This is a genomic window from Pseudoalteromonas sp. T1lg75 (assembly GCF_002964705.1).
In the GTDB taxonomy this organism is placed as follows: Bacteria; Pseudomonadota; Gammaproteobacteria; order Enterobacterales; family Alteromonadaceae; genus Pseudoalteromonas.
This window is the reverse complement of sequence record NZ_PQCD01000062.1, coordinates 355,931-362,289: the sequence shown is the minus strand read 5'-3', so window position 1 is coordinate 362,289 and position 6,359 is coordinate 355,931. Positions and strand designations below refer to the sequence as shown.

Below are 6,359 nucleotides of genomic sequence, written 5' to 3'. Positions count from 1 at the left end.
AACCAAAGAGGGAGTGATTCGACTCCCCCTTTGGAAACCCCGCGAACCCGTGATTCGCTATTGCTTGCGAACTCGGTTTTTTGTTAAGCGTTCCGCTTAGCTTCGACACGGTTTAACGAGGTGTCCTACCTCGATAAACCTAACTTCGCATCCATGCTCCGTTGTCTCAAGCACACTCCACAACAAAAGCCGATTTCTACAGCGCGAATCTAAACGGGGAGGTCGATACCTGTTGGTTTTGAATTAGTCGGTGGGTAGGAAAGTGTTATTTTTGGGTAAGTCCTATGGATAACCCCGCACTTGAATGATTTTTTTAATTGAATTTATTTGCAGCACTTTTTCCTTTGCTTAGTTGAACCACAAAAGCATTGGTCATTTTTCGAGGTCACTTCTTGCGCTAATTGCTCCAATTTCAAATATGCAGACACTCGTTTAAGATCAAACTCATTAGCAACTTGTATTGTTATGACTCCAGTTTCAGAAAGGTGCAAGCTTTCGTATTCTGCTTCTAATTCTAATAACTCTTGAACGAGAGTATGTTCTTTCAAAGCGATATGCTTTATCGGCATGCGTCCATTTTGGATTAAATCTGGGATTTCAGGATCAGGTATGAACTTTATCTTTTTTGCGTTTAGGGCGGACGGAGTGATGCAAACTAATTTACCATCTTCCTTTTGAACAATGACATGTGCTGTAAGCCTAAGGATCAGATTTCCCCAAACAGAAGTAATCCAGCCAAACATCATTGAGCCATCATTACTTTCTAAATATCTTTGGACATTGCTAAGGCAATAATTCATTTGAGAATACTGTGCGGGTTGAACTGGCACATCTAAAACGTTTTTTAGCCCCATCTTTGCAAGAGCGTTCGCGGGGATATTTTTAGGTTCAAATGAATTATATTTTGAAATCATCGCAATAACCTCCAATTTATTCTAGCAACTTAATAAAGAGAAACTTTGGAGCTAGTTTGCAAACAAGTTTTTATTCTTCTATTGATAACAAATCCCTCAGGCTTTTGCTAGCACTGGCTTTTTATCGCTTATATCTGACAGGCTGGCAGCTTGAGTAATACTTAATCTGAAATGCGATGTATCAGCTTATTCCCCGTGCATTTGCGCTGAGCTTGGTGGGGTTGGTAGTACAACTCGGCAGGGATTGCCGAGTTTCGCCGGGTGCGTAGGCAACACCGACAAGCGAAGAATAAAGCAAATGCTGGGGTGTCCTAGGAGTTCTTAGGGGCGACGAGTGACCGAAGCACCGCTTCGCAGCGCGAGGAGGTCGAGGCATGGATGCCGACAGGAACCCGCCTTCAGGGACGAATTGTTGGCACTGAACTTAGCATTTCCTCTAAGTCGAAGTCGGCGACCCGACAAGTTCTACACCAAATATGCATCAAATTCCTTCTCAAATTTGGCTATTTTCGGAGCAATAAGCAGGTTGCAATACGGTTGCCGCGGGTTGGCGCTAAAGTAATCCTGGTGATAGCTCTCGGCAGGATAAAATTCCTGCGCCGGAAGGAGCTCGGTGACTATGGCATCGTCGAGGTGCTCTTGCAGGCGTTCCATAACCAGCTCGGCCTGGTGTTTTTGCTGGTCGCCATGATAGAAGATCACGCTGCGATACTGGGGGCCGATATCATTGCCCTGACGGTTTAAGGTGGTGGGGTCGTGCAGGGCGAAAAACATCTTTAATAGCGTGGGGTAGTCAATCTTTTGCTCGTCATAGACGAGCTGCACCACCTCGGCATGGCCGGTGTCTTCGGCACAAATTTGATGATAGGTGGGGTGCTCAACATGACCGCCGCTGTAGCCGGAAGAAACCTGTTGCACGCCTTTGACCCGTCTAAAGGCGGCGTCGATACACCAAAAGCAGCCACCACCGAAGGTGGCCGTGCGTAGCTCACTCATTGCGCTTTGTCCTGTTTGCAATACCTAGTTAAGTGTAGCGCGATTAAGTGCTTAATAGTAAAAAAGGCAGATTGCTCTGCCTTTTTAGGGTTACTCTTCCTGCAACGGGTGCTGTTGCTCCTGGTTGTTGAGGCGGTGCTGCAAAAACTCCGGCGATTGGGTTTTACGTGCCAGGGCATAATAGGCACTGGGCACCACAAACAGGGTCAGCAAGGTGGCCACGGTAACGCCGGTGAAGATCACCACACCTATTACCATGCGGCTTTCCGCCCCAGGACCACTGGCCAGTACCAGGGGCACCGAGCTCATGACCGTAGTCAGGGAGGTCATAATAATAGGGCGCAAGCGCTGCTTGGAGGCTTGCAACAGGGCGGCGCTGAACACCATGCCCTTATCGCGCAATTGGTTGGCAAACTCCACGATCAGGATACCGTTCTTGGCGCTCAGGCCGATGAGCATAACAATCCCTATCTGACTGTAGATATTCAGGGTCAGCCCGGTGGCGTACAGTCCAAAGAGCGAGCCGGCGATGCCCAAAGGCACGGTCAGCATGATCACAAAGGGATGCACAAAGCTTTCAAACTGCGCCGCCAGCACCAGGAAGGTTACGGTCAGTGCCAGGACAAACACATAGACCATGGCCGAGGCGCCTTCGTAAAACAGCTGGGATTCGCCCTTGTAGTCGATGGCGCCGTCGATGTCGTTTTCTTCCATCGCCACCTGGTTAAGGAAGTTCAGCGCCTCTTCCAGGGTGTAGCCATCGGCCAGGTTGGCGCTCAGGGTAATGGCGCGCATGCGGTTATAGCGGTTAAGGCGTGACGCGGTGGCCTCTTCGGAGACGGTGATCAAACTGTCCAAAGGCACCAGTTCACCGGAGCGGGAATTAACATAGATGTTCGACACGTCCTGTGGACTGGCAAAGTCTTGTTTCTCACCTTTTAAGATCACGTCGTACTCTTCACCACGGTCGATAAAGGTGGTAACACGGCGCTGCCCCAGCATGGTTTCCAAGGTACGGCCGATATCCGAGACCGACACCCCTAAATCGGCGGCCTTGTTTTTATCTATGCTCACCAAAAATTGCGGAAAGGTTTCTTTATAGTCATGGTCGATACGCACCAGGCCCGGGTTTTGTTGGGCGCGGGCAATGATGCGATCGCGCCAGTCGGCCAGTTCTTCATAATCATTGCCTTGCAGTACAAATTCGATGGGGCGCGACGAGCCACCACCGCCTATGCCACGGCGCATAATGGCGAAGGCACGCACATCGGTCACTTCACGCATCTTGCCACTGATCTCGCCCATTACCGACCAGGTATCGCGCTTGCGCTCGTCCCAGTCGGCCATGCCGATAATGGCCACGCCGCCTTGCCCGCCCCAGCCGGGCACACGCACCAGCACACGGTTAAGCTCACCGGACTCCACATAAGGCAGCAGGCGCTGTTCAATTTTCGCCATGTTTTCGGCGTTGTTTTCGTAACTGGCGCCTTCGGGGCCATTCATCATCACAAAGAAGGTGCCGCGATCTTCTTTAGGCGTTAATTCCGAGGGAATTTTCTGGAACAGGCCATAACAGGCGGCGCCGGCCAGTAACAACATGATGGTAAGCATGCCGGAGCGGCGAATATTGCCGGCCAGAGTGCGCTCGTAAGCGCCTTCTAAGCGGGCAAACTGACGGTCCATCCACTGGCTAAAGCGTCCCGAGTTGGCACTTTGTTTAAGTACCTTGGAACACAGCGCCGGGGAGAGCGTCAGCGCGGTTACGCTGGAGAAAAACACCGCGGCGCTGACCGCCATGGCAAATTCGGTGAACAGGGCGCCGATGCGACCATCCATAAAGACCAGGGGCACAAATACCGCAATTAACACCAGCGTGGTAGCGACGATGGCAAAACCCACCTCGCGGGCGCCACGATAGGCGGCAAGCAGGCGTGGCTCGCCGAGCTCGATACGACGGTGGATGTTTTCCAGCATAACTATGGTGTCATCCACCACCAGACCTATGGCCAGCACCAGGGCTAACAGGGTAAGCAGGTTAATGGAGTAACCCATGGCCAGCAGGAACATAAAGCTGCCGATCAGCGCCACAGGCACGGTCACCGCCGGGATCAGGGTAGCGCGAATGTTGCCAAGGAATAAGAAGATGACTAATACTACCAGACCCATAGAAATGGCCAGGGTGCGATACACCTCGTTGATCGATTCCTTAATAAAGATGGAGGAGTCGTAGCTGTCTTCTATGGTAGTGCCAGGAGGCAGGTTACGCTTAATGTTTTCCAGCTCTTTACGGGCGTTTTCCACTACCGTCAGGGTATTGGCCTTGGCCTGTTTAACTATCCCCAAGCCTATCATATTGCGGCCATTACCACGGAACATGCTTTCTTCATCGGCGGCTTCAAGTTGCACATCGGCTACTTCGTTAAGGCGCACCAGGTAGCCGCCATCGCCACGGGCCACCACGAGATTACGAAAATCCTGCGGGTCGAGGTAACTGCGGGCGGTACGTACCGAGAAGTCCCGGTCTTTCGACTCGATTTCACCGGCCGGAAGCTCAACGTTTTCGGCGCGCAGCACGCGCTCGATATCGGCGGCGGTAATGCCGCGGGCGGCCATGGCCTGGCGGTTAAGCCAGATTTTCATGGCGTATTGGCGCTGACCACCTATACGGACATTGGAGACACCGTCCACCACCGCCAGGCGGTCGACGATATAGCGCTGGGCATAGTCTGAGAGCTGCAAGGTATCCATGCTGCTGCTGTTAAGCACAAACCAGGCGATGGGGCTTTCATCGGAATTTGATTTAGACACTTCAGGTGGGCGCACCTGATCCGGCAGGCTGTCCAATGCACGCGAGACACGTTCGCGCACATCGTTGGCGGCGGCATCAATATCACGGTCGATATTAAATTCTATGGTGATATTGGAGCGGCCATTGCGGCTCGACGAGGTGATGCTTTTAATGCCCTCGATACCGGAAATGCGGTTTTCGATCACCTGGGTGATCTTGGTTTCGATAATTTCCGATGAGGCGCCGGTATAGCTGGTGCTGACGCTGACAATGGGGCTTTCAATGTCTGGGTATTCGCGCAGCGGTAACAGCGAAAAGGCCACCAGACCAAAGGTGAGCAACAGCAGGTTGATAACAATGGCGAAGACGGGGCGTTTTACCGCGGTATCGGTGATCCTCACTGTTCGCTCTCCTGTGCATTCACCGGTGAGCCGGAACGAATTTTAATGATGCCTTCGGTCACCACCTGGTCACCCGCTTTGAGGCCAGAGCTGATGCCAACCCAGCTGTCGTAACGTTTATCGACCTTTACTTCCACTTCTGTGGCGATGCCATCGACTACCTGAAAGACAAAATGCTTGTCCTGGCGTGGAATAATGGCTTTTTCCGGCACCAGCAGGGCTTCGTAGGTTTTCAGTTCCAAGGTGGTATTGAGTAGCATGCCTGGGCGCAGCAGCGCCTCGTTATTGCTGAAGCTGGCGCTGATGGGCACGCTGCGGGTGTTCATATCGACGCGAGAGCTGACATGGGTGACCTTGCCGTTGAAGGTGCGTGCCGGGTAGGCGTCGCTGCGGGCGCTCACCGACATGCCAACACGCAATTGCGCCAGGTATTTCTCCGGCACATTAAAGTCGACCTTGATCACGCTGAGATCGTCCAAGGTAGTAATTTCCGTGCTGTTAGAGACAAAGGCACCCTTAGAAATCATGCGCTTGCCCAGGGTACCGGCAAAGGGAGCACGAACTTGCATTTCTGCCAACTTAGTTTTTGCAGCCTCAAGTTGTGCCTGGGTGGCTTCAAATTTGGCTCTTTGCTCTTCCAGTAACGACTTGGCGGCGGCTTGCGAGCGGGCCAGCTCGGTAAGGCGGTTTAATTGGCGCTCTACTTCTGAAAGGTTGGCCTCCAGCTCCTTCACTCTCAGCTGCTCTTCGGTGTCACGTAGTTGCACCAGCAGTTGCTCTGCCTTAACCAGCTCACCATCGTCAAAGTAGATCTCATCCACATAGTCGCTTTGGGCGCTTTTAATAAAAATGGCCTGATTGGCACGGCTGCTGCCGATGCCGTCCACGTTAACGGCACGCTGTTGTTGTTCGACGGTATGCACTTGCACTCTCGTGGGTTGCATTTGGCGGGTGTTTTGTTGCGATTGGCCGTTAGGCAGGTACAAATAAACGCACAATCCCAAAAAGATGATAATAAAAACGGGAAACAGCGCTTTGCCCGAGTGCCTATTGTGGTTCATTGTTAATGCCTTATGTAGTTTTAGCCCGAGAATAGTTTACGACTTTGTCGGCATACACATAGACCGCCAATCCTGTATTTTTGTGTGTTAACCGAAAATAACGATTTTGTGATGAACAATTACAGTTTTTGTTCACAAAACGAGAACAACAAAGGTAACTAGCCATTGCTACGCATCTTTATATACACTCAAGGTAGAG

At 51.7% G+C, this 6,359-nt stretch carries 4 protein-coding genes; all 4 read right to left on the bottom strand.

Annotated features, from left to right (window positions below; genetic code table 11):
* Positions 1-323: 323 nt before the first annotated feature.
* On the bottom strand, positions 324-914 hold the full coding sequence (locus C2M36_RS16740) for a hypothetical protein (protein WP_105255872.1): 591 nt from the start codon (positions 912-914) through the stop codon (positions 324-326).
* Positions 915-1,379: 465 nt separating this feature from the next.
* Positions 1,380-1,910, bottom strand: coding sequence for a peptide-methionine (S)-S-oxide reductase MsrA (gene msrA / locus C2M36_RS16735; RefSeq protein WP_105255871.1), 531 nt, complete (start codon positions 1,908-1,910; stop codon positions 1,380-1,382).
* 90 nt (positions 1,911-2,000) lie between these two features.
* The gene (locus C2M36_RS16730) at positions 2,001-5,099 is read right to left on the bottom strand and encodes an efflux RND transporter permease subunit (RefSeq protein ID WP_105255870.1); all 3,099 of its coding nucleotides are present in this window, start codon (positions 5,097-5,099) and stop codon (positions 2,001-2,003) included.
* A complete protein-coding gene (locus tag C2M36_RS16725) occupies positions 5,096-6,160 on the bottom strand; it encodes an efflux RND transporter periplasmic adaptor subunit (protein WP_105255869.1) in 1,065 nt (354 codons plus the stop codon). The genes C2M36_RS16730 and C2M36_RS16725 overlap by 4 nt, the downstream gene beginning before the upstream one ends.
* Between the last annotated feature and the right edge of the window lie 199 nt (positions 6,161-6,359).